The 26,585-nt window shown below is 70.5% G+C and carries 22 protein-coding genes and 1 pseudogene; 13 read left to right on the top strand and 10 right to left on the bottom strand.

The genetic code is table 11. From position 1 onward, the window contains the following. The 3 genes and pseudogenes from GT755_RS37070 to GT755_RS37060 form a co-directional block, all read left to right on the top strand. Positions 1 to 702: pseudogene (locus GT755_RS37070) on the top strand (hypothetical protein); the annotation flags it as partial. A gap of 2 nt (positions 703 to 704) precedes the next feature. Next, entirely contained in the window at positions 705 to 1,337 is a 633-nt protein-coding gene (locus tag GT755_RS37065; RefSeq protein ID WP_202610955.1) for a hypothetical protein, read from the top strand. After that, positions 1,334 to 2,410 (top strand): C40 family peptidase, encoded by a 1,077-nt coding sequence (locus GT755_RS37060; protein WP_328794751.1) that lies wholly within the window; start codon positions 1,334 to 1,336, stop codon positions 2,408 to 2,410. Before GT755_RS37065 ends, GT755_RS37060 begins: the two co-directional genes overlap by 4 nt. On the opposite strand, the gene GT755_RS37055 is transcribed toward GT755_RS37060, so the two are convergent. Continuing rightward, the gene (locus GT755_RS37055; protein WP_161484218.1) at positions 2,407 to 3,648 is read right to left on the bottom strand and encodes an RNA-guided endonuclease InsQ/TnpB family protein; all 1,242 of its coding nucleotides are present in this window, start codon (positions 3,646 to 3,648) and stop codon (positions 2,407 to 2,409) included. The two genes, GT755_RS37060 and GT755_RS37055, sit on opposite strands and share 4 nt — an antisense overlap. Positions 3,649 to 3,761: 113 nt before the next feature. Between GT755_RS37055 and GT755_RS37050 the strand changes: the two genes are divergently transcribed. From GT755_RS37050 to GT755_RS37030, 5 genes are all read left to right on the top strand, one after another. Beyond that, a complete protein-coding gene (locus GT755_RS37050) occupies positions 3,762 to 4,154 on the top strand; it encodes a (deoxy)nucleoside triphosphate pyrophosphohydrolase (RefSeq protein WP_161484217.1) in 393 nt (130 codons plus the stop codon). A gap of 56 nt (positions 4,155 to 4,210) precedes the next feature. Then, entirely contained in the window at positions 4,211 to 5,809 is a 1,599-nt protein-coding gene (locus tag GT755_RS37045; protein WP_161484216.1) for a hypothetical protein, read from the top strand. A 72-nt stretch (positions 5,810 to 5,881) separates the two neighbouring features. Further along, positions 5,882 to 6,859 (top strand): hypothetical protein, encoded by a 978-nt coding sequence (locus GT755_RS37040; RefSeq protein WP_161484215.1) that lies wholly within the window; start codon positions 5,882 to 5,884, stop codon positions 6,857 to 6,859. A 225-nt stretch (positions 6,860 to 7,084) separates the two neighbouring features. Further along, positions 7,085 to 9,106: a glycosyl hydrolase family 28-related protein gene (locus GT755_RS37035; protein ID WP_161484214.1), complete on the top strand. Its 2,022-nt coding sequence runs from the start codon at positions 7,085 to 7,087 to the stop codon at positions 9,104 to 9,106. Positions 9,107 to 9,219: 113 nt separating this feature from the next. Next, on the top strand, positions 9,220 to 10,836 hold the full coding sequence (locus GT755_RS37030) for a carboxylesterase/lipase family protein (RefSeq protein ID WP_161484213.1): 1,617 nt from the start codon (positions 9,220 to 9,222) through the stop codon (positions 10,834 to 10,836). 48 nt (positions 10,837 to 10,884) lie between these two features. Here GT755_RS37030 and GT755_RS37025 read toward each other — a convergent pair whose 3' ends face one another. From GT755_RS37025 to GT755_RS36995, 7 genes are all read right to left on the bottom strand, one after another. Next, positions 10,885 to 11,631 carry a succinate dehydrogenase/fumarate reductase iron-sulfur subunit gene (locus GT755_RS37025; protein WP_030451866.1) on the bottom strand — a complete coding sequence of 249 codons (747 nt, stop codon included), beginning with the start codon at positions 11,629 to 11,631 and terminating at the stop codon, positions 10,885 to 10,887. Continuing rightward, entirely contained in the window at positions 11,628 to 13,529 is a 1,902-nt protein-coding gene (locus tag GT755_RS37020; RefSeq protein WP_161484233.1) for a fumarate reductase/succinate dehydrogenase flavoprotein subunit, read from the bottom strand. The genes GT755_RS37025 and GT755_RS37020 overlap by 4 nt, the downstream gene beginning before the upstream one ends. A gap of 3 nt (positions 13,530 to 13,532) precedes the next feature. Further along, positions 13,533 to 14,318, bottom strand: a complete 786-nt coding sequence (locus tag GT755_RS37015; protein ID WP_161484212.1) for a hypothetical protein — start codon at positions 14,316 to 14,318, stop codon at positions 13,533 to 13,535. 166 nt (positions 14,319 to 14,484) lie between these two features. Beyond that, entirely contained in the window at positions 14,485 to 14,937 is a 453-nt protein-coding gene (locus tag GT755_RS37010) for a response regulator (protein ID WP_161484211.1), read from the bottom strand. Further along, entirely contained in the window at positions 14,930 to 16,489 is a 1,560-nt protein-coding gene (locus tag GT755_RS37005; protein WP_161484210.1) for a sensor histidine kinase, read from the bottom strand. The genes GT755_RS37010 and GT755_RS37005 overlap by 8 nt, the downstream gene beginning before the upstream one ends. A 1-nt stretch (position 16,490) precedes the next feature. Continuing rightward, positions 16,491 to 17,645: a PP2C family protein-serine/threonine phosphatase gene (locus GT755_RS37000; RefSeq protein WP_161484209.1), complete on the bottom strand. Its 1,155-nt coding sequence runs from the start codon at positions 17,643 to 17,645 to the stop codon at positions 16,491 to 16,493. Between the two features lie 48 nt (positions 17,646 to 17,693). Then, positions 17,694 to 18,638 (bottom strand): LysR family transcriptional regulator, encoded by a 945-nt coding sequence (locus GT755_RS36995; protein WP_161484208.1) that lies wholly within the window; start codon positions 18,636 to 18,638, stop codon positions 17,694 to 17,696. 153 nt (positions 18,639 to 18,791) lie between these two features. Between GT755_RS36995 and GT755_RS36990 the strand changes: the two genes are divergently transcribed. Genes GT755_RS36990 through GT755_RS36980 form a run of 3 tightly spaced genes read left to right on the top strand, consistent with a single transcriptional unit; the run spans position 18,792 to position 22,194 of the window. Further along, positions 18,792 to 19,529: a succinate dehydrogenase cytochrome b subunit gene (locus GT755_RS36990; RefSeq protein ID WP_328794750.1), complete on the top strand. Its 738-nt coding sequence runs from the start codon at positions 18,792 to 18,794 to the stop codon at positions 19,527 to 19,529. Next, a complete protein-coding gene (locus GT755_RS36985; protein ID WP_161484207.1) occupies positions 19,526 to 21,451 on the top strand; it encodes a fumarate reductase/succinate dehydrogenase flavoprotein subunit in 1,926 nt (641 codons plus the stop codon). Before GT755_RS36990 ends, GT755_RS36985 begins: the two co-directional genes overlap by 4 nt. Continuing rightward, the gene (locus GT755_RS36980) at positions 21,448 to 22,194 is read left to right on the top strand and encodes a succinate dehydrogenase/fumarate reductase iron-sulfur subunit (RefSeq protein ID WP_161484206.1); all 747 of its coding nucleotides are present in this window, start codon (positions 21,448 to 21,450) and stop codon (positions 22,192 to 22,194) included. The genes GT755_RS36985 and GT755_RS36980 overlap by 4 nt, the downstream gene beginning before the upstream one ends. A 64-nt stretch (positions 22,195 to 22,258) precedes the next feature. Here GT755_RS36980 and GT755_RS36975 read toward each other — a convergent pair whose 3' ends face one another. After that, positions 22,259 to 22,834 carry a Clp protease N-terminal domain-containing protein gene (locus GT755_RS36975; RefSeq protein WP_161484205.1) on the bottom strand — a complete coding sequence of 192 codons (576 nt, stop codon included), beginning with the start codon at positions 22,832 to 22,834 and terminating at the stop codon, positions 22,259 to 22,261. 2 nt (positions 22,835 to 22,836) lie between these two features. Further along, on the bottom strand, positions 22,837 to 23,070 hold the full coding sequence (locus GT755_RS36970) for a hypothetical protein (RefSeq protein ID WP_030451855.1): 234 nt from the start codon (positions 23,068 to 23,070) through the stop codon (positions 22,837 to 22,839). A gap of 92 nt (positions 23,071 to 23,162) precedes the next feature. Here GT755_RS36970 and GT755_RS36965 point away from each other — a divergent pair, with 92 nt between their 5' ends. Both GT755_RS36965 and GT755_RS36960 read left to right on the top strand, forming a co-directional pair. Next, positions 23,163 to 24,845 (top strand): ABC transporter ATP-binding protein, encoded by a 1,683-nt coding sequence (locus tag GT755_RS36965; protein ID WP_161484204.1) that lies wholly within the window; start codon positions 23,163 to 23,165, stop codon positions 24,843 to 24,845. Next, on the top strand, positions 24,842 to 26,575 hold the full coding sequence (locus tag GT755_RS36960; RefSeq protein ID WP_161484203.1) for an ABC transporter ATP-binding protein: 1,734 nt from the start codon (positions 24,842 to 24,844) through the stop codon (positions 26,573 to 26,575). Before GT755_RS36965 ends, GT755_RS36960 begins: the two co-directional genes overlap by 4 nt. Positions 26,576 to 26,585 lie beyond the last annotated feature (10 nt).

Below are 26,585 nucleotides of genomic sequence, written 5' to 3'. Positions count from 1 at the left end.
GGCCGCTGGGGGCTGCGCAAGGCCGAGCCGATGCTCAACGCCGCGGTCGCCGGTGCGACCGGCGGCGCGGCCGGGGCCGCCCAGACGGCGGCCGGGGTCGCCCAGGGCAAGGTCCGCGGCGAAGAGCGGGTCGGCGTGCGCGCGAACGGCCAGCCCGCTCCGCTGGAGAACCCGGAGCAGGCGGCCCGGCGCAAGACCGGCGTGCCCGCGCCCAGGACCGGCGCTGCCCCGCCGCTCAACCTGAGCCGTCCACCGGCCACGACCCGGCCGCCCGCGCCCGCGCCGGCGGCTCCCGCCCGCGCCTCTTCGGGCGGCGGTGGCAGTGGCACGGGCGGCGGCGGTGGCGGCTGGTTCAGCGGCCGTTCGGGCGGCTGGGCCTCGCGGCCTTCCGCGTCTCGCGGTTCGGGCGGCGGCATCCTCGGCGGCGGGTTCTTCGGCGGAGGCGGTGGCGGCGGACGGTCGTCGGGCTCGTCGTCGCGCCGGTCGTCGCCGCCACCGCAGCGGCCCCGCCCCGAACCGACCCGCGCGCCCCGGGCCGAGTCGCCGCGTCCGGCCGAGCGACCCGCCCGCTCCTCCGACGCGCCGCCCCTCTGGTTGCCCGGCCGCTCCGACAGCGGTCGCGGTGGCGGCTCCGGCGGTGGCAGCGGCGGCGGTGGTGACAGCGCCGCGCCGTTCTGGTTGCGGCCCCGCGACAAGGACTGATCATGAACGAGGGCCGGAGGAAGGGCCTGTTCGTCGCCGCCGTCGTCGTGCTGGCCGTGCTCGGGATCTACTTAACGACCCTGGGCGACGGCAGCGGCGAGGTCGGGGCGGCGGAACCGGCGGTTCCGGGAGCCACCCGCACGGTCACCGCGCCGCCGGTGGCCGTGCCGAGCCAGGTGGCGACCACGCCGTCGGCGGAGTTCGACGTCTACTCCTACCTGCCGCTGTCGCGTGACCAGCTCGGCGCGGCGGCCGACCTGGCCCGGCGGTTCACCGTCGAGTACGGCACCTACTCGTACAACGACGCGGTGGGCCGGGCCGACCGGCTCAAGGCGTTCACCACGGTCGAGTTCGGCGACGACCTCACCCGTACGGTCACCTCCCCGGCCGCCGTCGAGCACGACACGGCCGACCAGATCGTGTCGAAGGGCTCGGCCCGGCTGAAGTCGATCCGCGACATGTCGGCCGACTCGGTCGTCGTGGTCGTCGAGGGCACCGCCGAGATCACCGCGTTGAGCGGGGCCAAGAACCAGGTCGAGGACTACGCGGTCACCGTCGTCCAGGTCGGCTCCGACTGGCGGGTCTACGACCTGCAGCTGGCCGGCAGCGGCCAGGACGGGGACGTCTCCCCGTGACCACGACCCGGCTCGCGAACTGGAAGTGGCTGGCCGGGCTGCTGGCCGTCGTGGTGCCCCTGGCCATGTTCGGCGCGATCGTGCTGATGACGCCGCTGCCCAACATCATGATGGGCGGCGGCTCGGCGGCCTGCGAGGTCGACACCTCCGACCTGTCGGAGACCGCGCAGGAGGACATCCCGCCGGAGATGCTGGAGCTCTACAAGCGGCACGGCGAGGCCGTCGGCGTGCAGTGGAACGTGCTGGCCGCCGTCGGCAAACGCGAGACCGACCACGGCCGGTCGGAGCTGCCGGGCGTGCAGAGCGGCACCAACTACGCGGGCGCGGCCGGGCCGATGCAGTTCCTCATCAGCACGTGGGGCGGCAAGGCCCGGATCCCGATCCCGTCGGAGTTCAACGGCTACGCCTCCGACGGCGACGACGACGGCGTCGCCGACGTCTACAACCCCGCCGACGCGATCCTGGGCGCGGCCAAGATGCTCAAGCGCAACGGCGCCCCCGACGACCTGCGCAAGGCCCTGTTCGTCTACAACCGGGCCAACTGGTACGTCGACCAGGTGCTGGAGATCGCCGCCAAGTACGCCCAGTCGGGCTCGGTCGACGTGCCGCCGGAGGCCAACCCGGCCTGCGAGGTCGCCTACGACGCACCCAACGCGGTGGTCGACAGGATCCTCGACTACGCCCTCGCGCAGCGCGGCAAGCCCTATGTGTGGGGCGGCACCGGGCCCGCCGGCTACGACTGCTCGGGGATCATCTACATGGCGTACCGGAACGCGGGGTTGAACATCCCCCGCACCACGTTCGGGCAGTGGCCGTTCGGGGTGCGCATCGACGCGGGCGAGGAGCAGGCCGGGGATCTGGTGTTCTTCAACGCCGGCCCCGGGACCTCGGCCGACAACCCCGGCCACGTGGGCATGGTGGTCTCGCCGGGCAAGATGGTCGAGGCGCGCTGCACGCTCTGCGGCCCCATCAAGGTGACCACCTACCGCGACCGGTCGGCCATCGTCGGCTTCACGCGGCCGCTGCAGAATCCCGATGTGCTGGAGCAGCTCAAGCGTCTGGCCCTAACCTAGGCAGGCTTGGCATTCTCCCTGTACGGGAGGCACGGGAGCTCCCGCGGTCGCCCGAGGGGTTCCTGTTTCATCGCCGGTCGCCTGCCAGAGAGGGGCTCTCCTTGGGGTCTTACACCGGCTCCGCAGGCGTTTCGCCTCTCCGCAAGCCCCGCGGCGAGGATGTTGATGGCCGCGTTCACGTCTCGGTCGTGGACCGCGCCGCAGCCGCACACCCAGTTCCGGACGCCCAGGGCCATCGTGGTGGTGAGAGATCCGCAGACCGAGCACCGTTTGCTGGAGGGAAACCACCGGTCGACGACCAGCACGTGCCGCCCGTACCAAGCCGCTTTGTATTCCAGCATCGAGCGCAGTTCACGCCAACCTGCGTCGCTGATGGCGCGGGCCAGGGAACGGTTTTTGACCATGTTTCGGATGGCCAGGTCCTCGAGGGCGATCACTTGGTTCTCGTGAACGAGCCGTGTCGTGACCTTGTGCAGGTGGTCTCGTCTTCGATCGGTGATGCGAGCCTTGATCCGGGCGACGACAAGTCTGGCCTTCGCCCGGTTGGCGCTGCCGGCGGCCTTGCGGGCAAGCGCCCGCTGGGCCTTGGCGAGTTTCCTGTGGTCCGTCCGCTCATGCCTGGGGTTGGCGATCTTCTCCCCGGTCGACAAGGTCGCCAGAGTGGTGATTCCGAGGTCGACGCCGACCATGGCCCCGGTGGGGGCCAGCGGAGAGATTTTCTCCTCTATCAGGATGGACACGAACCAGCGCCCTGCGGCATCTCTGGACACGGTGACCGTCGACGGCTCCGCGCCATCGGGCAGCGGTCGCGACCACACGATGTCGAGCGGAGCATGCATCTTGGCCAGGGTCAGGGTGCCGTCACGCCAGCGGAACGCCGAGCGGGTGTATTCGGCCGATGCCCGCGACCTCTTGCGGGACTTGAAGACGGGGTAGTCGGCGCGCTTGGCGTAGAAGTGCGTGAACGCCGCCTGCAGGTGGCGCAGTGTCTGCTGCAACGGCACGCAGGACACCTCGTTGAGGAACCTGAGCTCCTCTGTGCGTTTCCATTGCGTCAGCGCGGCCGAGGTCTGCGCGTAGGAGCTTTTCCGGCCCTCCTGTCGGTAGGCACGAGTCCGTTCTTCCAGGGCTCTGTTGTAGACCAGGCGCACGCAGCCGAAAGTCCGGGTCAGCTCTTCGGCCTGCCGGGACGTCGGGTAGAAGCGGTACTTGTAGGACCGCTTCACGATGTGCGCCACGGTAGGCAACCTAATCCACGATCTAGCAGGGATCGTACATGTGTTCGATCCTGTGACACCACCTTTCACCCTCCTTCGTTCGAAGGCGGGGTCAACCACGTTCGGGGAGTCTGATGACACAGGTCGTCGTAGGGGCCGCGATCATCGCGGACGGCCGTCTGCTGAGCGCTCAGCGGGCCGAACCGCCGGAGTTGCGCGGCGGGTGGGAGTTTCCCGGCGGGAAGGTCGATCCGGGAGAGAGCGATCTCGACGCGCTGGTGCGCGAGTGCGAGGAGGAGCTCGGGGTCACCGTCGAACCGGGCAAGAGAGTGGGCGGCGACTGGCCGCTGAGCAACGGCTACGTGTTGCGGATCTGGTTGTCGACGATCGTCTGCGGCCGCGCGCCGGAGCCGCGCGAACACCTCGCCCTGCAGTGGCTGGAGCCGTTCGAGTTCGAGTCGGTGCCGTGGTTGCCGGCCGACCTCCCCATCGTCCGGGAGGTCCAAGATCTGCTCAAGGAGGGTTGAGTCCCCCCACTTCGTGTGAATAACGATTACTGAGTGTAATCGGGGAGGGGATTCTGGTGGTCGCTGGACGTGTGGTGTCCCTGGTCGGGGCCGGAATCCTGGCGCTGTCGGCCACACCGGCCGTGGCCTCGGAGGATCCCGGCCGGTGGATGAGAACGGGTGACGTCTGGCGGTTCCGCCTGGCGACCGTCTGCGGTCACGCCGCGTGCTCGGTGCCCGATGGGGCGACCGGCCCGGGATGGCGCTGCCCCCTTCAGCCGGGCCCCGCCCAGCCCGACCAGACGATGACGGGCCCGGGGCTGTTCGTGGAGGCTCCGGCCACGATGCGGCTCAACCTCGACACGGCCGAACTGGCCCGCCGGGTGGCCGTCGTGTGCGCCCGCCTCAGCTCGCTGCCGCCCGGGAAGCTCAGCGCCCTCGCGGCGACGGGCGAACTGGCCGACGGCGTGACCCAGTCGGCCGAGCAGGCCGCCGTGGCCGACGCGGAGGCCCGCGCCCTCGCCGGCCAGTTCGCCGAGGAGGCCGCCAGGGTGACCTCCGAGGCCCAGACCCAGGTGGGCGACTTCCAGAACCGCCCGGTGTACGTCGCCGAGAGCCAGGTCGCGCCGCCGATGCAGGCGTTCGCGGTCGAGAGCATGGTGGCGCCCCCGATGCAGGCGCAGCCGCCCGTCTACGTTCCGGCCGACCCGTCCACCCGGGAGACCGCCGCGCGGCCGCGTACCCGCCAGACCGAGGGGCGCAACCGCCCGCGCGCCCGCGCGGCCGAGGAGCGGGGCCGTTCGCGGGCCCGCGGCGAGGGGCAGCACCGGCCCCGGATCCGCGAGGCCGAGATGCCTGGCCGGCCCGAGACGCACGGTCGGGACGAGCAGGGTCCGCCTCACATTCACGGCGGGGACGAGCGGGGCCGGCCGGGAGGTCCCGGCCGGCAGGGCCCGCCTCAGGTTCACGGCGGGGGAGAGCAGGGCTGGCCGGGAGGCCCCGACCAGCAGGGTCCGCCCGAATTTCGCGGGGGCGGGGAGCAGCGCGGTCCCAAGGGCCACCAGCTCGCCGAGCCGGTCGCCCAGCCACAGGCCATGCCCGGCATCCCGATGCCCGAGATGCCCGGCAATGTCAACCCTGGTCAGAGCCCGCTCGTCGACGCCGCGCCCGGTCAGCAGCCGAACCTCCCCCCGGCGCCTCAGCCGGGGCAGGAGGCGCAGGTCGCCCCTGGTCAGATGGCGATCGGAGAGCAGGCGGGACCGGGCGTGAACCTGCCGCAGGCGGCCCCCGGCGCGCCGGTGGAGGTGCCGCAGCCGATGCCGAACGCGGCCCCCGCGCCCGCTCCCGGCGAGCTGATGCAGGAGCCGTTGTCAGGAGGGTTGTCGAACCTGCCGCCGCTGCCGCAGCTCCCGCCCGGCCCGCCGCTGCCGCCCGGGATGGTCGAGGGCGGCACGCCGCCCGAACTGCTGATGCCGATGGCGACGCCCACGCCGAGTGGCCCGCCGCTGACCCGGTCGCTGAACAACACACAGGCGATCGCGCAGGAGGATTCGGGCCTGGAGCTCGTCAAGGGCTGGCCGGGTGTGATCGCCGCGATCGCGGCCCTGATCGCGGTGCTGGCGCTGCAGATGCGGCTCGGACGGCGCAAGGTCGTTTCCGACCCGCAACCAAAGTGAGGTTTGCCGGTACTTTGCCGGACTAGTATTTGTTTGACGTACGGAGTCAGGCAAAAGCGGCGGAGGAACCCGGTGGTCGGTCGAGCGCCCAGGAGAGCCGCGGCGGTGCTGGCCGCGGTGGTCGGTTCGCTCGGTGTGGCCGTGATGGTGGCCGCCGGCGCGAGCGCGGCCAACCCCGTCGACCCCTGCGACGTCAACCAGTCCTGCGACACGGTGACCACGACGATCACCATGACGCCCTCGCCGACCCCGTCGGAGGCCGTGGTCACCGTCACCCAGACGGTGACCCCCACGCCGACGAAGAAGCCGACGACCCCGCCGGCGCAGCAGACGCAGGACCCCCCGCAGGAGCAGCAGCCGATCCCGACGGTGACGCAGGAGCAACCGGTGGCGCCGCCCACCAACGACGTCGCGCCGCCGCCCGCCGAGACGGTGCCGAGCGACCCGGCCGAGTCCGAGCCCGGCGTCACCCTGGCCCCGGCCGACCCGCCCACCGGCGCCCAGCCGACCCAGGGCGGCGGCATGAACCAGCCGGTGCCCGAGACGGCCCAGGTGGAGATCCGCAACGCGACGCCCTACTTCGACGAGGTCACGCTCAGCCGCAAGCTGGCCGTCCCGGCCGCCGTGCTGGTGCTGCTGGCGCTGCTCGCCTGGCTGATCTTCGAGGGCCGGCTGCGCCGCCTGGCCCACGCGGCGGCGGTCCGCAAGGCGGGGCCGCAGCTGCCGCCGAACGTGGCGATGATGCCCTACCCGGGTTACCCGATGCAGCCCTACGGCCCGCAGCCCTACCCCTACGGGCAGCCCTACCCGCCGCAGCAGCCGCCGCAGCAGGTCGTCAACTACGTGCCGGTGCCCTACCCGATGCCGTTCCCGACGCCGGCCGCGCCCCCGCAGGACTACACGCAGCCCTACGTCTACCAGCAGCAGCCGCCGACGCCTCCGCCGGCGCCCGCGCCGCCGTCGCCGACCTACGCCAAGGGTTACGTCCTCGAGAGCTCCAACCACCCGCCCGACGACGACCAGACGCAGCAGGGCCGCCGCCCCTACTGACCCGGTCACCTGACAGCCCTCCCGATCGGGAGGGCTGTTTCTTTCTGTGCACATGACGTCCGACCTGGTCGTGCGTTGCGTGAGCGTGCAACACGCGGCTTCAAAGCGCGCAAGAAAGCGAGAGCGTTACGAAACTATTTCGCAGGGCTCTTGTGGAACGGGGCACGGGCGACCTACTGTCACCTCACCCTCAGGTGTTCACCCCCCGACAGAAACGAGCACGAGATGTCACGAAGAGTGGCGTTGGCGGCGGTCACGGCCACCGCCGTGGGCTTGGGCCTGGTGGTGGCCGGCCCGGCCGCGGCACATCAGACGGCACGTCAGACGGCGACCCCGACCGCGGTCACCCGCGCCGGGCTCGACCCGTCGCTGGTGGCCGGCCGCGGCGCGAACGTCCCGTTCGTCGAGCAGGAGGCCGAGAACGCGGTCACCAACGGCGTCGTGATCGGCCCCGACAGGAACGCGTACACGCTCCCGGCCGAGGCCTCGGGCCGCAAGGCGGTCAAGCTCACCCCCGGGCAGTGGGTGGAGTTCACCCTGCCGAAGGCCGCCAACGCCCTCACCGTCCGCTACAGCGTCCCCGACGCCCCGAACGGCGGCGGCATCACCGCGCCGCTGAACGTGACCGTCAACGGCGGCAACAAGAAGACCATGACGCTGACGAGCCAGTTCTCGTGGCTCTACAACCAGTATCCGTTCACCAACGACCCCAACGCCGGGCTGTTGCACCCCGACTGGTGGATCACCGAGTGCCAGTGCGTGCCGGCCGCGACCAGCCCCACGCCCGAGATCACCAAGCCGTTCCGGCCGATGCACTTCTACGACGAGCAGCGGCTCCTGCTCGGCAAGACGTACAAGGCGGGTGACAAGGTCCGGCTCACCGCCCCGGCGAACACCAACGCCGCCTGGACGGTCATCGACCTGCTCGACTCCGAGGTCGTCGGCGCTCCCCACGTGCGGGTGGTGGCCGCCAACGTGCTGCTGTTCGGCGCCGACCCCACCGGCCGCAAGGACTCGGCCCCGGCCATCGAGAAGGCCATCGCGTTCGCCAAGCGGAGCGACCTGAAGGTCTACCTCCCGCCGGGCACCTACCAGGTCAACCGCCACATCATCGTCGACGACGTGACGATCGAGGGCGCCGGGTCCTGGTACACGATCATCAAGGGCAAGGAGGTCGCGCTGCCGACCCCGGCCCCCGACGGCTCGGTGCACACCGGCGTCGGCTTCTACGGCAAGGACGCCGCCGACGGCGGTAGCCGGAACGTGCACCTGTCGGGCTTCACCATCGAGGGCGACGTACGCGAGAGAATCGACACCGACCAGGTCAACGGCATCGGCGGCGCGATGAGCGACTCGACGATCAAGGGCCTGTACATCCGGCACACCAAGGTCGGGCTCTGGTTCGACGGCCCGATGGACAACATCAAGGTGACCGACAACATCATCGTCGACCAGATGGCCGACGCCCTGAACTTCCACGGCGGCGTGACGAACTCGGTGGTGGCCAACAACTTCATCCGCAACACGGGTGACGACGGCCTGGCCATGTGGTCGGAGAAGAACCCCAACGTGAACAACGTCTTCGACCGCAACACCGTGCAGACCCCCACGCTCGCCAACGGCATCGCGATCTACGGCGGCAAGGACAACGTCGTCTCGAACAACCTGGTGGCCGACCCGCTGCGTGAGGGCTCCGGCCTGCACGCCGGTTCCCGCTTCGGCGCCGAGCCCTTCACCGGCACGCTGAAGTTCACCGACAACACCACCGTCCGGGCCGGCGCGTTCGACCTGAACTGGCGCATCGGCCTCGGCTCGATCTGGTTCTACGCCCTCGACCGCTCGATCGAGAACGACATCCAGGTCACCGGCGACCACTACCTCGACAGCACCTACAACGCGATCATGATGGTGAGCGAGTGGGGCGTGAAGGACCTCTACTCGATCACCGGCGTGAAGTTCAAGAACATCAGGATCGACGGCACCGGCACGTCGGTGCTAAGCGCCCGCGTCAAGGGCGGCGCGTCGTTCGAGAACGTCGACGCCCGCAACGTCGGGGCCGTGGGCATCAACAACTGCGGCTCGTTCGGCTTCCCGCCCACGGGCTCGGAGTTCTCCGTGACCGACCTGGGCGGCAACGACGGCGGCGGCACCACCGGACCGTGGGCCGGCGCGTGGCAGCTCCCCAACACCATCACCTGCGACGACCGCCCGCCGGTCGTGGCGCCCCCGGCGCCGTCTCCCTGGTAGGACAGCCGAAGACCGGTCCGGCCTCCGGACCGGTCTTCGCCGCGCATCGTCGATTCGCGCCAGCTTCGGGACGAAAAGGCGTCCGGAAGATGTCGATCTTGTAGCGTCGGACGATGATCCCCTTATGGCGAACGGTCACCACCCTCGTGACCGCTGCCGCGCTCACGACGACGGCGTTGCCGGCCGCGGCGACCACGACGCCGCCTGACCGCCACCACGGCGGCCAGGCGGCCACGGTCCGCGTCGACACCGGCTGGTTGCGCGGCACCACGGCCGGAGACCACCGGCTCTTCCAGGGCATCCCGTACGCCGCTCCGCCGGTCGGCGAGCTGCGGTGGCGTTCGCCGCAACCGGTCGCACCGTGGCAGGGCGTGCGCGCGGCGACGGCTCCCGGGGACCGGTGCGCCCAGTTGCCCGGCGTCACGAGCCTTCCCGGCAGCGACAGCGAGGACTGTCTCTACCTCGACGTGGTGGTGCCGGCCTCCGCATCGCCGGTGCGGCGCAAGCCGGTCGTGGTCTGGTTGCACGGCGGTGGCCTGATGACCGGGGCGGGCAGCGACAACGACGCACGCCGGCTCGCCGTCCGGGGCGACGTGGTCGTGGTGACCGTCAACTACCGGCTGGGGATCCTCGGTTTCTACGGCTACCCGGGGCTGGAGAACAGCGGCGCGTTCGGCATCGAGGACCAGCAGGCCGCCCTGCGCTGGGTGGCGCGCAACGCCGCCGCCTTCGGCGGCGATCCGGGCAACGTGACGCTCGCGGGGGAGTCGGCCGGCTCGCACTCGGTGTGCGCGCAGCTCGCCTCGCCCTCCGCCGCGGGGCTCTTCCATAGGGCGATCATGCAGAGCAGCGCCTGCCGGATGGGCGACTTCGCCGCCGCCGGGGTCACCCCCTTCCTCGGCGTGCCGCTGTGGATCCCGCGGGAGGCGCACGAGGGCTACGGTCAGGTGATCGCCGCCGGACTCGGGTGCGCCGATCCGGCCACCGCCCTGGCCTGCCTGCGCGGCAAGTCCGTCCCCGAGCTGCTCGCCCAGACGCCGCTGCCGCTGCCGGGCTACGGCAACGCCGTCCTGCCGGAGGACCCCGCGAAGGTGTTCGCGGAGGGACGGTTCCACCGGGTGCCCGTGTTGTCCGGCACCACCCGGGACGAGGGCACGCTGTTCGCCTCGGTGCTCTTCACCGATCCCGGGCAGGAGGCGTTCGAGGCGGCCGTTAACCGGAACTTCGGCGACAAGGCCGCCGCCGTGCTGGCGAAGTATCCGCCGGGCGCGCACGGTTCGCCGCTCCAGGCCGCGGCGGCCATCATGAGCGATCTCGAGTGGACGTGGGTGGCCCGCGACAACAACCTGCTGTTCGCCGAGCACGTGCCCACCTACGCCTACGAGTTCACCGACCGTACCGCGCCCCCGCTCTTCCCCCTGGCCCACGGTGTCCAGCCCCTCGCCTTCCACAGCTCCGAGTTGTCCTACCTGTTCGACACCTCCTCGCTCACCGCGCCCCTGAACAGGCAGCAGCGCCGGCTGAGCGACACGATGATCGATTACTGGACACGCTTCGCCGCGACCGGCACCCCGAACGGTCCCGGCCTGCCGCGCTGGCAGCCGGTACGGCCCGGCGACCCCACGCCCTACGTCCAGGGCCTGGGGCTCGGCCCCGGTGGCGTCGGGCCCTGGGACCAGGCCGCCGCCCACAACCTGGCCTTCTGGGACACGCTGACCGCGCACTCCTGACATGGAAAAGCCGGGCTGGAGATCCAGCCCGGCTTTTTCGCGGCACGGTCAGCGGCGGAAGATCTTGTTCCCCAGCCAGACCAGCGGGTCGTACTTCCGGTCGACCACACGCTCCTTCATCGGGATCAGCGCGTTGTCGGTGATCTTGATGTGCTCCGGGCACACCTCGGTGCAGCACTTCGTGATGTTGCAGTACCCCAGGCCGTGCTCCTCCTGCGCGGAGTCCTTGCGGTCGGCCACGTCATAGGGGTGCATGTCGAGCTCGGCGATGCGCATGAGGAAACGCGGACCCGCGAAGTGGGTCTTGTTCTCCTCGTGGTCGCGGATGACGTGACAGACGTTGTTGCACATGAAGCACTCGATGCACTTGCGGAACTCCTGCGAGCGCTCCACGTCGATCTGCTGCATGCGGTATTCGCCCGGCTTCACGTCCTTCGGCGGCGTGAACGACGGGACCTCGCGGGCCTTCTGGTAGTTGAACGACACGTCCGTCACCAGGTCTTTGATGACCGGGAAGGTGCGCATCGGGGTGACCGTGATGGTCTCGTCCTCGGTGAAGGTCGACATGCGGGTCATGCAGCCCAGACGCGGCTTGCCGTTGATCTCCATCGAGCACGAGCCGCACTTGCCGGCCTTGCAGTTCCAGCGCACCGCGAGGTCGGGCGCCTGGGTGGCCTGGAGACGGTGGATGACGTCGAGGACGACCTCGCCCTCGTTGACCTCGACCGTGAAGTCCTCCAGGCGGCCTTCTCCGCCCTCGCCGCGCCAGACGCGGAACTTGCCCTTGTAGCTCATGACAACTCCTTGGCCGCGGCGTCGTACTCCGCGAGTTCTTCCTCGGTGAGGTACTTCGAGAGCTCGGCCCGGTCGAACAGGGTGATCAGGTCGGCGCGCATGGACACCTGGGTCTTCTCGACGACCTGGACCTCGGAGCCGTCGGGCTTGGCCGAGCAGACCAGCAGCCTGCGCCGCCACTCCGGCTCCATGGCCGGGTAGTCGTCGCGGGTGTGGCCGCCCCGGCTCTCCTGCCGCAGCAGCGCGGCCTTGGCGACGCACTCGCTGACCAGCAGCATGTTGCGCAGGTCGATGGCGAGGTGCCAGCCGGGGTTGTAGATCTTGCCGCCGGGGGCGGTGGTGTTGGTCGCGCGCTCCTTGAGCTTCTCGACCACCTGCAGGGCCTCGGCGACCTCGTTCTCCTTGCGGATGATGCCGACCAGGTCGTTCATCGTGCGCTGGAGCTCGTGGTGGACCTCGTAGGGGTTCTCGCCACCCTGGCGCTCCAGGGGGGCGACGGCCTCGGCGTGGGCCTCCTCGACGCCGGTCACCTGCGGGCGACGCCCGCCCAGCGAGTCGACGTACGCCGCCGCGCCCGCGCCCGCCCGGCGGCCGAAGACCAGCAGGTCGGACAGCGAGTTGCCGCCCAGGCGGTTGGAGCCGTGCATGCCGCCCGACACCTCGCCGGCCGCGAACAGGCCCGGCACCGAGGCGGCGGCGGTGTCGGCGTCGACCTCGACGCCGCCCATGACGTAGTGGCAGGTCGGGCCGACCTGCATCGGCTCGGCGGTGATGTCGACGTCGGCCAGTTCCTTGAACTGGTGGTGCATCGACGGCAGCCGCTTGATGATCTCGGCGGCGGGGAGGCGGCTGGAGACGTCCAGGAAGACGCCGCCCTGAGGTGAGCCACGCCCGGCCTTCACCTCGGAGTTGATCGCCCGGGCGACCTCGTCACGCGGCAGCAGCTCCGGGGGACGGCGGTTGTTGGCCTGGTCGGTGTACCAGCGGTCGCCCTCCTCCTCGGTCGTGGCGTACTTGTCCTTGAACACGTCGGGGATGTAGTCGAACATGAACCGGCGGCCCTCGGAGTTGCGCAGCACCCCGCCGTCGCCGCGCACCGACTCGGTCACCAGGATGCCCCGGACCGACGGCGGCCAGACCATGCCGGTCGGGTGGAACTGGATGAACTCCATGTTGATGAGCTGGGCGCCCGCGAGCAGGGCCAGCGCGTGGCCGTCGCCCGTGTACTCCCAGGAGTTCGAGGTGACCACGAACGACTTGCCGATGCCGCCGGTGGCCAGGACCACGGCCGGGGCGTCGAAGACGATGAACTTGCCGGTCTCGCGCCAGTAGGCGAAGGCGCCGGAGATCGCGTCGCCGTCCTTCAGCAGGCGGGTGACGGTGCACTCGGCGAAGACCTTGATGTAGGCCTCGTAGTCGCCGTGGACCTCGAAGTCCTCCTGCTGGAGGGCCACCACGCGCTGCTGGAGGGTGCGGATCATCTCCAGGCCGGTGCGGTCGCCGACGTGGGCCAGGCGCGGGTACTCGTGCCCGCCGAAGTTGCGCTGGCTGATCTTGCCGTCTTTGGTGCGGTCGAACAGCGCGCCCCACGCCTCCAGCTCCCAGACCCGGTCGGGCGCCTCCTTCGCGTGCAGTTCGGCCATCCGCCAGTTGTTCAGGAACTTGCCGCCCCGCATGGTGTCGCGGAAGTGGACCATCCAGTTGTCGTCGGAGTTGACGTTGCCCATCGCCGCCGCCGCGCCGCCCTCGGCCATGACGGTGTGCGCCTTGCCGAACAGCGACTTGCAGACGATCGCGGTGCGCTTGCCCTGCTGACGTGCCTCGATCGCCGCCCGGAGCCCGGCTCCGCCGGCCCCGATGACGACGACGTCGTATTCGTGACGTTCCACGGTGAACAGTCCTTACGCGAACGGGAAGGTGATGACGCCCTTGGCCACCATGCGGACGTAGAAGTCGGCGATCATCACCGAGAACAGCGACGCCCATGCCAGCTGCATGTGCTTGGCGTTGAGCTTGGAGACGAAGGTCCAGGCCCGGTAACGCAGCGGGTGCTTGCTGAAGTGGTTGAGCCGCCCGGCGGTGATGTGCCGGCACGAGTGGCACGACAGCGTGTACAGCACGATCAGGACCGCGTTGACCAGCAGGATCCAGGTGCCCAGCCCCGCCGGCTTGTGGATCAGCGCGAGGATCGCGTCGTAGCTCAGCACGGCGCCGATCAGGATCGCGCCATAGAAGAAGTAGCGGTGGACGTTCTGGATGACCAGCGGGAGACGGGTCTCGCCGGTGTACTTCTTGTGCGGCTCGCCCACGGCGCAGGCGGGCGGGCTCAGCCAGAACGACCGGTAGTAGGACTTCCGATAGTAGTAGCACGTGAACCGGAAGCCGGCCGGGAGGCCGAGGATGATCAAGCCGGGCGGCAACGTGAACCAGTCGCCGATCGGGGCCCAGCCGAACAACCGGGCGCCCTCCGGGCACGCCGTCGTCAGGCACGGCGAGGAGAAGGGCGCGATATAGGGCTCTACGAAGTAGCTCTTGTCGAAGATCGCCCAGAAACCGTAGATCAAGAAGAAGGTGAGACCGGCGAACGTGAGCGCCGGCGCGAGCCACCATCGGTCGGTGCGGAGCGTACGCACCTTGAGCTGAGCGCGTTGTTTTCTGGCCGGGCTCTCGGCCGTCTGCTGGGTCATCGGAGACCTTCCACCGGAACTGACCGCGTGACGCCGTGTTGGGCGGCTCGCGCCGAACCGCCGCGTCGCCACGCCGTATTGGTGGGGGCTACGTTACGACCATGTCATAGATACGTGTGAGGAGGGTCACTGACTTCTGGCCTGTGATTCCTGTCACGTTTCCTGATCATGAGCCTCTGTGCGAATTCCCTGGGAGCTTCACGACGGTTACGAAGAAATCATCGATCTGTCGTACTACCCGGATGAACTGGTCGAAATCCACCGGCTTGGAGACGTACGCGTTGGCGTGGAGCTTGTAGCTCCTGACGATGTCCTCCTCGGCCTCCGACGTGGTCAGCACCACGACGGGGATCGAGCGCAGCTCCGGGTCGGCCTTTATCTCCTCCAGCACCTCCCGGCCGTCCTTACGCGGCAGGTTGAGGTCGAGCAGGATCAGGTCGGGGCGGGCCGAGCCCTCGTACTCGCCCTCTTGGCGGAGGAAGCGCATCGCCTGCTCGCCGTCGTTGACGATGTGGAGCTTGTTCCGAACCTTGTTCGCCTCGAAGGCCTCCTGGGTGAGCAGCACGTCGCCCGGGTCGTCCTCGACCAGGAGGACGTCGATCCAGCGCAGCTCATTCATCAGTGGCCTCCAGAGTCCAGCGGAACGTGGTGCCCTTGTGATCGGGGCTCTCTTCGAGCCAGATCCGGCCACCGTGATATTCGACGATCTTCCGGCAGAGCGCCAGCCCGATGCCGGTCCCGGGGTAGACGTCCCGGGGGTGCAGCCGCTGGAAGATCAGGAAGATGCGGTCAGCGTACTTCGCGTCCACCCCGATGCCGTTGTCGGAACAGGCGAACTCCCACATTCCGTCTTTGCGCTCGGCGGTGATGACGATCTCGGGGGGATCTTCGGAGCGGAACTTGATCGCGTTGCCGATCAGGTTCTGGAAGAGCTGGGTGAGCAGCATTCGGTTGCCGCTGACGACCGGCAGGTTCTCGTGCACGACCGTGGCGTCGTTGTCCTCGATGCGGGCGGCCAGGTTGTCGAGCGCGGTCTGCAGCGCGTCGGCCGTCGAGGTCGGCACCCGGTCGTCGGAGACCCGGCCGACCCGGCTGAAGTCGAGCAGGTCGTTGATCAGGAGCTGCATGCGCTTGGCGCCGTCGACGGCGAACTTGATGTACTGCTTGGCCCGGTCGTCGAGCTGGTCGCCGTAGCGCTGCTCCAGCATCTGGCTGAAGCTGGAGACCTTGCGCAGGGGCTCCTGGAGGTCGTGGCTGGCGACGTACGCGAACTGCTCCAGTTCGCTGTTCGACCGCTTGAGCTCGGCTGCCTGGTCGGCCAGGGCCTGCTGGGCCCGCTGGGTCTCCCGCCACTCGCGCAGCACCCGGCGGCGCATCGCGTCGACGTGACCCGACAACTCGGCCATCTCGGCCGGGCGGGCGACGTTGAGCTCGGTGTCGAAGTCGCCGGCGGCGACCTTGCGGACCTGGTCCTGGAGCGTGGCGACGGGCCGCAGGACGACGTAGCGCACCAGCAGGGTGAAGGCGATGCCGGCGAGCAGCAGCACGGCGGCGAGGGAGGCGAGCGCGCCGTAGAAGACGTCCCAGCCCCGCTCCAGGCGGGTCGCGGCGTCGCCGTGGAGGGTGGTGAGGTGGTTCTGCTGGGCGGACAGGGCGTCCCGGACGGCGCCGAAGGTCTCGGTGTTCAGATTGGCGAGCGAGGCGGCGGTGTCCTTGCCGAGTTCGGGCACCTGCCGGACGACCTCGGCGGCGTAGCGCGTGCGCCAGGTCTCGATCGCCTCGACCAGGCGGTCGGATTCGTCCCGCAACTCCGGCACCCGCGGCAGCAGGGCCTCGATCCTGCCGCGCGCGGTCGCCGAGGCACGCTCGGCCGCGTCGTAGTCCTGGAGGTAGAAGGCCTCGTTGGTGCGGCCGTAGCCGCGCATCGCGGCCTCCTCGTTGGAGACCGCCGTCGACAACTCCAGTGTGTGGAGCACCATGGGGTCGATGACCTCGATGAGGATCGCCCTGGCCTCGCGGGTGTAGTTCATCGTCTGGAGCGTGAACGCGATCGACGCCGCGAACAGCAGGGTCACGATCGCGCCGACCAGGAGGAACCAGCGGCCCGCGGGGAGCTTCCCCAGCCCGCGCGGCGGCTTGGGCGGGGCGAGCGGGCTGAGGGTCCTGCTCATGTCACCTCCGGGAGAGCGCGACGGCCGCGAGATCGTCGGTCAGCGCGTCGGCGTGCATGGTCTTGACCTGTTCGATCAACTGGTCGAGGAAGATACCGCCCTGTTCGCGGACCAAACGGATCAGCCCCTCGGTGCCCAGCAGGTCGCGGCCGTCGCCCACGGTGGCCTCGATGAGCCCGTCGGTGTAGAAGAGGAGCGACCACGGCTCGCCCAGGGTGATGTCGACCGGGACCCACTCCATGTCGGGGAAGATCCCGAGCGGCGGGCCCGACGGCACCTCGGTGACCACCTCGACGTCGTCACCGAGGATAACCACGGGTGGCGGGTGCCCGACCACGTAGAGCCGGGCCGAGTCGAGGCCGGGGGCGATCGTCGCGGTGACGAGCGTGGTGAAGATCTCCGGTGAGCCGCGCTCCAGCCGCAGCACCGAGTCCATCGTCCGCAGCACCCCGTTGCCGTCGAGCCCGGCCAGCGTGAGGGTGCGCCACGCGATGCGCAGGGCCGCGCCCAGCGCGGCCTCGTCGGGGCCGTGCCCGCAGACGTCTCCGACCAGGACGTGGATCGCGCCGTCGGCGGTCTGGATGGTGTCCCAGAAATCGCCCGCGAGCAGGCCCGCCTCGCGGCCGGGCAGGTAGGTCGACTGGTGGACCAGGGCGTCGGTGTGGAGGATCGGCGTCGGGAGCAGCCCGTGTTCGAGCCGGGCGGTCTCCTCGCGGATCAGGCGCTGCTCCACCAGCTCGCGTTCGGCGATGTCGCCGCGCTTGCGCTCCATGGCGTAGCGGATCGCGCGGGCCAGCAGCTTGCCGTCGACGTCCTGCTTGATCAGATAGTCTTCGGCGCCGGCGGCGACCGCGTCGATGGCGATCTGCACGTCGTTGAGGCCGGTCAGCACGACCACGGCCGTGTCGGGCGCCATGGCGGTCACCTGGCGCACGGCGTCCAGACCCATCGCGTCGGGCAGCGACAGGTCGACCAGGACGCAGCTCACCTCGGCGGTGAACCGGTCGCGTCCCTCGGCGAGGCTGCGGGCCCAGATGATCTTCGGCGGCTTCTGCGCCTCGGCCAGCAGCTCCTCGACAAGGAAAGCGTCCTCGGCGTCGTCCTCTATGAGGAGGAGGGTGACGAGGTCGGGCAAACCATGGGAGAGAGCGGGCACGAAGGCCTCTTTCCAGAGGAGGGCACCCCAAATAGTAGCGACAGGCCACTAGTGCTGGGGGAGCGCTTCGACGCCTTCGGGGAGGGTGCCTTCGCGGGTCGCCTCGTCGAGGAATGCCAGCAGGACGGCCCTGAAGGCCTGGGCCGCCCGAGTCGGCTCGACATCCTTGCGGTGCGCCAGCGCAACGGTTCTGCGCAGCCCCGGCAGCAGGGGCGCGCCCACCAGGCCGGGCCGTCCGTCGAGCACCATCGAGGGCACCACGGCCACCCCGAGCCCGGCCTCGACGAACCGGAGCACGGCGTCCATCTCGCCGCCCTCCACGGCGAACCGGGGTTCGAACCCGGCCTGGCGGCACGCGTTCAGGGTGGCCTCGCGCAGGTCGTACCCGCGCCGGAACATCACCAGCGGACGGCGCCGCAGCTCGTCGATGCGCACGTGGGGACGGCGGCCGGTGGATTGACCCGTGGCCAGATGGGCCGGGGCGGCCACCACGAGGTGCTCCCGCAGGATCTCCTCGGTCACCAGCGACGGGTCGTCGCCCTGCAGCGGCAGGATGATCAGCGACAGGTCGAGCTGTCCCCGGGCCAGCGCCCGCACGAGGTCGCGTGAGCCGCCCTCCTCGACCTGGATCTCCACTCCTGGGTAGTCGTGGTGGAACCGGGCCAGCGCGTCGGCCAGCAGCCCCGCGCACAGCGAGGGCGTGGCCCCCAGCCTGACCCGGCCGCGCCGCAGCCCGGCGAGTTCGGCGACCTCGCGCCGGGCCGTCTCGGCGTCGGCCAGCATGCGCCGCGCCAGCGGCAGCAGGGCCTCCCCAGCGGGGGTGAGGGTGACGTTGCCCCGCGCCCGGCTGAACAGGGGCGCGCCGAGGTCGGCCTCCAGGGTCTTGATCTGCTTGCTCAGCGACGGCTGGGCCACCCGCATCCGCTCGGCCGCGTGGGTGAAGTGGCGCGTCTCTGCCACCGCCACGAAATAGGCGAGCTGCTGCAACTGCACAGTTCATCACCTTACGGCTGTGACTTTCGTCGCACGCGGTCCCCCTGGCCGCAAGGGCTTCCGCGCCAGGCCAGAGCACATAGCCACCGGCTATCGAAACCAGAACCGCGATGACTTGGACGACGATTGCGCAGGTACCTAGCGTCCTTGTACGTGACTGCCACCATCGACCGGGGCAAGGCCACCGAACCGGTCACCCAGATACCCTCCCGGCCCCGGCGATCCCGGCGCCGGGTCTCGTCGAACTCCCTGAAGGCCGTCATGGCCGTGTCGGGCGCGGTCCTGGTGCTCTTCCTGGTCCTCCACATGGCCGGCAACCTGAAGATCTTCGCCGGCGCGGAGTCGTTCAACGGCTACGCCGCCTGGCTCCGCGAGGTCGGCTACCCGCTGCTGCCGCACCGGGGCCTGCTGACCCTTCTCGAGGCGGGCCTGGTCGTGGCGATCGCGGCCCACATGTACTCGGCGATCGTGCTGGCCCGCCGGGCGGCCAACGCCCGTCCGGTCAAGTACGCCGCCAAGGTGAAGTCGAGGGCCGACGGCTATGCCACCCGCACCATGCGCTGGGGCGGCGTGATCGTCTTCTTCTTCGTGATCTACCACCTGCTCGACATGACCTTCGGCGTGGCCAACCCCGAGGGCCACGAGGCCACCCCGTTCGACCGGATGGTCGCCGGGTTCGACCCCTCGCGCTGGTACATCACCGTGTTCTACGTGATCTCGGTGGTCATGGTGGGCCTGCACCTGCGGCACGGCCTGTGGAGCGCCCTGCAGACCCTCGGCCTGGCCCGGCGCTACCCCGTGCTGAAGGCGAGCGCGGCCGGGCTGAGCGCCCTGCTGACGCTCGGGTTCCTGGTCGTCCCGCTGGCGATCACGTTTGGAGTCGTACGATGAACTACCGCGAAGGCGCGCCGATCAAGGACACCAAGGCGCCCGAGGGCCCGATCGAAGACCGCTGGGAGAAGCGGAAGTTCTCGGCCCGGCTGGTCAACCCGGCCAACAAGCGCAAGATCAACGTCATCGTGGTCGGCACCGGCCTCGCGGGCGGCTCGGCCGCCGCGACCCTGGGGGAGCTGGGCTACAAGGTCAAGTCGTTCTGCTACCAGGACTCGCCCCGCCGGGCCCACTCGATCGCCGCGCAGGGCGGCATCAACGCGGCCAAGAACTACCGTGGCGACGGCGACTCGATCTACCGCCTCTTCTACGACACCGTGAAGGGCGGCGACTTCCGCGCCCGCGAGTCGAACGTCTACCGCCTCGCCCAGGTGTCGGTGAACATCATCGACCAGGCCGTGGCCCAGGGCGTGCCGTTCGCCCGCGAGTACGGCGGTCTCCTCGACACCCGCTCCTTCGGCGGCGCCCAGGTGTCGCGCACCTTCTACGCGCGCGGCCAGACCGGCCAGCAGCTCCTCCTCGGCGCCTACTCGGCGCTGGAGCGGCAGATCGCGGCCGGGACCGTCGAGATGCACACCCGCCACGAGATGCTCGAACTGATCGTCAGCGACGGCCGCGCCCGGGGCGTCGTGGTGCGCGACATGGTCACCGGCGAGGTCGAGACCCACCTGGCCGACGCGGTCGTGCTGGCCACCGGCGGCTACGGCAACGTCTTCTTCCTGTCGACCAACGCCAAGGGCTGCAACACCACGGCGATCTGGCGGGCCCACCAGAAGGGGGCCATGTTCGCCAACCCGTGCTACACCCAGATCCACCCGACCTGCATCCCGGTCTCCGGCGAATACCAGTCGAAGCTGACCCTGATGTCGGAGTCGCTGCGCAACGACGGCCGCGTCTGGGTGCCGGTCAAGGGCGGCGACACCCGTCCGGCCGGGGAGATCCCCGAGGCCGAGCGCGACTACTACCTGGAGCGCATCTACCCGGCGTTCGGCAACCTGGTGCCGCGTGACATCGCCTCCCGCGCCGCCAAGAACGTCTGCGACGAGGGCCGCGGCGTCGGGCCGGGCGGCCTGGGCGTCTACCTCGACTTCGCCGACGCCATCGCCCGCCTCGGCCGCGACGCCGTGGAGAAGAAGTACGGCAACCTCTTCGAGATGTACGAGCGCATCACCGGCGAGGACCCGTACACCCAGCCGATGCGCATCTACCCGGCCGTCCACTACACGATGGGCGGGCTCTGGGTCGACTACGACCTCCAGTCGTCCATCCCGGGCCTGTTCGTGATCGGCGAGGCCAACTTCTCCGACCACGGCGCGAACCGGCTCGGCGCGAGCGCGCTGATGCAGGGCCTGGCCGACGGCTACTTCGTGCTGCCGACGACCATCGGCGACTACCTGGCCGACGCGCACCGGTTCGACCCGATCGACGACCAGGCCGTCGCCGACGCCGAGGTCGCGGTGAAGGACCGGATCGAGAAGCTGCTGTCGGTCAACGGCACCCGCACCGCCGACTCCTTCCACCGCGAGCTGGGCAAGCTCATGTGGGACTACTGCGGCATGGAGCGGACCGAGGAGGGCCTGCGCAAGGCGCTGGAGCGCATCCCCGAGCTGCGTGCGGAGTTCTGGCGGGACGTGAAGGTCAGCGGCGTCAACGAGGAGCTCAACCAGGCCCTGGAGCGGGCCGGCCGGGTGGCCGACTTCTTCGACCTGGCCGAGCTCATGTGCCTGGACGCCCTGCACCGCACCGAGTCGTGCGGCGGCCACTTCCGGGCCGAGTCGCAGGACGCCGACGGCGAGGCCCTGCGCGACGACGAGCACTTCGCCTACGTGGCCGCCTGGGAGTCCACTCCCGACGGCCCGGTGCTGCACAAGGAAGACCTCGAGTACGAGTACGTGAAGATGACCCAGCGGAGCTACAAGTGAACCTCACCCTGAAGGTCTGGCGGCAGAGCGGCCCCGACGACGAGGGGCGGCTGGTGCGCTACGAGATCGAGGACGTCTCCCCGGACATGTCGTTCCTGGAGATGCTCGACGTGCTCAACGAGCGGCTCATCCTGGCGGGCGACGACCCGGTCGCGTTCGACCACGACTGCCGCGAGGGCATCTGCGGCATGTGCTCGATGATGATCGACGGCGTCGCCCACGGCCCGCAGAAGAACACGACCACGTGCCAGCTGCACATGCGCCACTACAAGGACGGCGACACCATCGTCATCGAGCCCTGGCGGGCCCGGCCGTTCCCCGTGGTGAAGGACCTGGTCGTCGACCGGTCGGCGTTCGACCGCATCATCCAGGCCGGCGGCTTCATCTCCGTCCCGGCCGGATCGGCCCCCGACGCCCACGCGATGCCGGTCCCCAAGGTCGACGCCGACGACGCGTTCGACGCGGCGACCTGCATCGGCTGCGGCGCGTGCGTGGCGGCCTGCCCGAACGGCTCGGCCTCGCTGTTCACCGCCGCGAAGATCACCCACCTGGGCCTGCTCCCGCAGGGCCAGCCCGAGCGCGGCTCCCGGGCCCGTGCCATGGTCGAGCAGATGGACGAGGAGGGCTTCGGTGGCTGCACCAACACCGGCGAGTGCACCGCGGTATGCCCGAAGGGCATCCCTCTCGACACGATCGCTCGCATGAACGCCGACTACCTGAGAGCATCCCGCAAGTCTGGGTAGGGACAGGTGCGCTCGATCCCCCGCCAAGGTCCAAATGGCCGGTCTTTGGCGGGGGATCGTGCTTTCATCTGGCCGGGCTGCTCAGTTCCTGTACGAGCGCCTCGCGCACCCGTGCGGGAGAGATGCCGGCCTCCGTGATGATCTGCATGGCCAGGCCCTCGCCCTCGCGGATCAGGCCCAGCAGGACGTGCCCGTCGGTGATCGCCTTGTGCTTGAGGGCGATGGCCTCGCGCAGCGACAGTTCCAGGGTCTTCTTGGCGCGCGGGCCGAAGGGGATGTGCCTGCCGCTGCGCAGGTGGCCCCGGTGGTCGCGGACCGGTTCGCGGTCGAGGGCGCCGGGACCGAAGGCCTCCTCGACCTTCTCCCTGATGGCGTCGAGGTCGATGCCGATGGTGCTGAGCAGTTCGGCGTCGAGTTCGTGCCCGCGCCGCCCGGCGGGCTGGTTGAGGATGTCGCGGAGCCGGGCCTCGGCGCCTCCGTGGTCGAGGCCCGTGAGGACGCGGGCGGCCAGGGACTCCGGGTCCTGGAGCATGCCCAGCAGGAGGTGTTCGGTGCCGATGCGCGGATGGTTGAGGCGCCGGGCCTCCACCTGTGCGGCGGTGACGACCCGGCGGGCGTCGTCGGTGAATCGTTCGAACATCGTCAGTCTCCCCGTCTGAGCAGGCCGCGCCCGCCCGCGTACTTCTTGTGGACGGCCTGTCTGGTGACGTCGAGGTGGACGGCGATGTCCTGCCACGACCAGCCCTGCTCACGGGCGTTCTCGACCTGGAGGGCCTCCAGGCGGTCGACGAGGATCCGCAGTGCCCTCACGGCCCGCAGACCGATCGAGGGATCGCGGCTGCTCGCGTCGGAGGCGAGCTGCGCTGTCTCGTTCATGGTGTCAATGTAGGTTGACGCCCGTGATCGTGTCAACCCGCGTTGACGTAAATGGCTGGACGGCTGTTCAGCGAGATTGCCACGCTTGCAGGATGCGCGCTCTTCCGGCCGGCGATCCCGGCCAACCAGACACGCGCGGGCCCGGCAGATACCTCTGGTGGATGGCCCGCGACCAGGGCCTGCCCATGTGGCTCGGCATCACCTACGCGATCCTGTGGTGGACCACCCAGGCCCTCATCCCGGCCGTGATCGGGTTCGGCGTCGACGCCGTGATCGACAAGGACGCCGGCGAGCTCGCGCGCTGGTCGGCGGTGCTCTTCGGGCTCGGCGCGGTGCAGGCCCTCACCGGCGTCCTGCGCCACCGCTGCGCCGTCTACACCTGGATCTCCTCCGCCTACACGACCGTCCAGCTCACGAGCCGCCAGGCCACCCGCCTGGGCGCGACCCTGCCCAAGCGCCTGTCGACCGGCGAGGTGGTGAGCGTCGGCAACTCCGACATCGCCCACATCGGCAACGCGATGGACATCATCCTGCGCGGCGCGGGCGCGCTCGTCGCCGTCGTCGTCGTGACCGTCATCATGTTGTCGTCCTCCATGCCGCTCGGCCTGCTCGTGCTGATCGGGGTGCCGCTGATGGCGCTGGTGATCAGCCCGCTGCTGCGGCCGCTGCACCGCAGGCAGCACGCCCATCGCGACCTCCAGGGCGACCTCGCCACCCGGGCCGGCGACATCGTCGCGGGGCTGCGCGTGCTGCGCGGCATCGGCGGCGAGCAGGTGTTCGCCGACCGCTACCGGGCCGAGTCGCAGCGCACCCGGGCGGCGGGCGTGCGGGTCGCCTCGGTCGAGTCGCTGCTCGAAGGCGCCCAGGTGCTGCTGCCCGGCCTGCTGATCGCCTGCGTGACCTGGCTCGGCGCCCGCTTCGCGCTCGCGGGCGACCTGTCGGCGGGCGAACTGGTCTCCTTCTACGGGTACGCCGTCTTCCTGATCGCCCCGCTGCGCACGCTCACCGAGGCGGCCGACAAGCTCACCAAGGGCGTCGTGGCGGCCAAGCGGGTCGTCCGCATCCTGTCGCTGGAGCCCGAGATCACCGGCGGCGACGCCCAGGCCCGCCACGGTGACCTGCGCGACGAGGAGTCGGGTGTCGTGGTCCGCGAGGGCGTGGTCACCGCGCTCGCCGCGGCCACGCCCGAGGAGGCGAGCGCCATCGCCGACCGCCTGGGCCGCTACTCCGACGGCCGGGTGACGCTCGCGGGCGTGCCGCTGGCCGACCTGTCGGTCGAGGCGGTGCGCGGGCACATCCTCGTCGCCGACAACGCCGCCGCGCTGTTCGCCGGGCCCCTCCGTGAGGAGCTCGACGTCAGGGGCCACGGCGACGTCGAGGCGGCCGTGTACGCCGCCTGCGCCGAGGACATCGTCGAGGCGCTGCCCGAGGGCCTGGACACCCACGTGGCCGAGGCCGGGCGGGAGTTCTCCGGCGGCCAGCAGCAGCGGCTGCGGCTCGCGCGGGCGCTGACCGCCGACCCGGAGATCCTGATCCTGGTCGAGCCGACCAGCGCCGTCGACGCCCACACCGAGGCCCGCATCGCCGAACGCCTCGCCAAGGCCCGCGCCGGGAGAGCCACCCTCGTCGTCACCACGAGCCCGCTCGTGCTCGACCGGGCCGACCACGTCTTCTACGTGGAAGACGGCCGGACGGCCGCCGAGGGCACCCACCGCGAGCTGCTGACCGCCAGCACCGCCTACCGCGCCACCGTCACCCGAGGGGAGGACCGATGAGCCGCCAGATCCTGCCGGTCGCCGACAAGGCACAGGTGCGCGCCTACGCCCGGCGCCTGATGGTCAAGTATCCGAAAGAGCTGTCGGCCGCGCTGGCCCTGCACGGCCTGGCCGCGCTCACCGGCCTCGCCGGTCCGGCGCTGCTGGGCGGCCTCGTGCAGTCGGTCGCCGACGGCGCGCACGACGTGCGCGTCGACACGATCGCGCTGGCCATCGCCGGATTCGTGATCGCCCAGGGAATCCTGACCAGGTTCGCCGTCTACGCGTCGTCGCGGCTCGGTGAGAAGGTGTTGGCCGAGCTGCGCCAGGAGTTCGTCGACCGGGTGCTCGCGCTGCCGCTGTCCACGGTCGAGCGGGCCGGTTCGGGCGACCTGATCACCCGGACCTCCCGCGACGTCGACTCGTTGTCGCGGACCGTCCGGCACGCGGTGCCGGAGATCCTGATCGCGCTGGTCACCGGCGTGTTCATGATCGGCGCGCTGGTCATCGTCGGACCGCTGATGGTGCTGCCGTCGCTGCTGGCGGTGCCGCTGCTGTGGATCTCCACCCGGTGGTACCTGAACCGGTCGGGGCCCGCCTACCTGCGGGAGGGCGCGGCGTACGCCAACCTCACCGAGGGCCTCGCGCAGACCGTCGAGGGCGCCCGGACCGTCGAGGCACTGGGCCTGGCCGGCCGCCGCCGCGACCGGACCGACGACGACATCCGGGAGTCCTACGCCGCCGAACGCTACTCGCTCAGCCTGCGGACCGTCTGGTTCCCGTCGGTCGAGATGGGCTACGTGATCCCGGTCGTCGCCACGCTGTTCCTCGGCGGCCTGTTCTACCTGGAGGGCTGGGTCACGCTGTTCCAGGTCACCGCGGGCACGCTCTACATCCAGCAGCTCGTCGACCCGCTCGACCGGCTGCTGTCGTGGATCGACGAGCTCCAGGTCGGCAGCGCCTCGATGGCCCGCCTGCTGGGCGTCGCCAACGTGCCCGACGACCGGGTTCCCTCGGAGGCGACCCCCGACGGCGACGCCATCAGGGCCGAGGACGTGCGGTACGCCTACCGGGAAGGACACGACGTCCTGCACGGCATCGACCTCGACGTCCGGCCGGGCGAGCGCCTGGCCATGGTGGGCCCCTCAGGCGCGGGGAAGTCGACCCTCGGGCGGCTGCTGGCCGGCATCCACGGCCCGCGGACCGGCAGCGTCACCGTCGGCGGGGCCTCGCTGGTCGAGCTGCCGCTGGCCGAGCTGCGCGGCCAGGTCGCCCTGGTCACCCAGGAGCACCACGTGTTCAAGGGGACGCTGCGCGACAACGTCCTCATCGGCCGTCCCGAGGCCGATGACGACGCCGTGAAGCGCGCTCTGGAGGCGGTGGACGCCTGGGAGTGGGCCGAGAAACTGGGCCTGGACGCCGAGGTCGGGTCGGGCGGCACCGCCCTATCGCCCGCGCAGGCGCAGCAGCTCGCGCTGGCGCGGCTCGTGCTGGCCGACCCCCACACGCTGGTGCTCGACGAGGCGACCTCGCTGATCGACCCCCGCCAGGCCCGCCACCTGGAGCGGTCGCTGGCGGCGGTCCTCGACGGGCGCACCGTGATCGCCATCGCGCACCGTCTCTACACGGCCCACGACGCCGACCGGGTGGCCGTCGTCGAGGACGGCCGGATCAGCGAACTCGGCTCCCACGAGGAACTGGTGATGGCCGGCGGCCCCTACGCGGCCCTGTGGGAGAGCTGGCGGCGCTGACCCCGGGGGA

It is taken from the genome of Herbidospora solisilvae (assembly GCF_009901565.1).
Lineage (GTDB): Bacteria > Actinomycetota > Actinomycetes > Streptosporangiales > Streptosporangiaceae > Herbidospora > Herbidospora solisilvae.
This window is presented reverse-complemented; position numbering and strand designations above follow the sequence as displayed.